Genomic DNA, 488 nt, shown 5'->3' with positions numbered 1-488 from the left:
AGATCGCCAATTTTCCCGGCCCCAACCGCGCCACCAATACTGGCGGCTATGCTCGCAGCCGAACTGGCCAGATTGTCCTTGAAGCTTCCGCCGTAGACAGCCGTCTTGATCACCGCGTCGGCGGTCACCTTGATCGCCACAATCTTCAGGCTATTGGCATCGAAGCCAATCTTTCCCGGGTTGTAATTGAGCCCGTCCATTACGCCGGCCGTGGCAGCAGCCACAACGTAACCTTTGATACTGTCCTTCGAGGTAACGTCTTTGATGACCTTGCCAAGGTTGCCGCGGTTGTCGATGGTGCTGACAGTGGCCTTGGTCGCGGCACTCACCGCGACCGCCTGCATCATCGTGTTCATGCCGGCCATCATTGGCCCCATGACGGCAGCCAACGCAATCGCAATGATCAACTGTGAGGCTGGCCCCAGCCCCGAGTTGCTGTACTTGAACGACTCATGAATCTCCTTGACCTGCCTCCAGTCCACATCGCC

Annotated in this window: 1 protein-coding gene; it reads right to left on the bottom strand. The window is 58.2% G+C overall.

Annotated elements, in window-relative coordinates; all coding sequences use genetic code 11:
• The coding region (locus JUI81_RS31660; RefSeq protein WP_204125697.1) for a DUF637 domain-containing protein at positions 1 to 488 on the bottom strand (488 nt) is incomplete at both ends.

The organism is Pseudomonas sp. 008, assembly GCF_016861935.1.
GTDB lineage: Bacteria > Pseudomonadota > Gammaproteobacteria > Pseudomonadales > Pseudomonadaceae > Aquipseudomonas.
The sequence above is the reverse complement of the archived record's forward strand: the minus strand, read 5'-3'. Positions and strand labels throughout refer to the sequence as shown.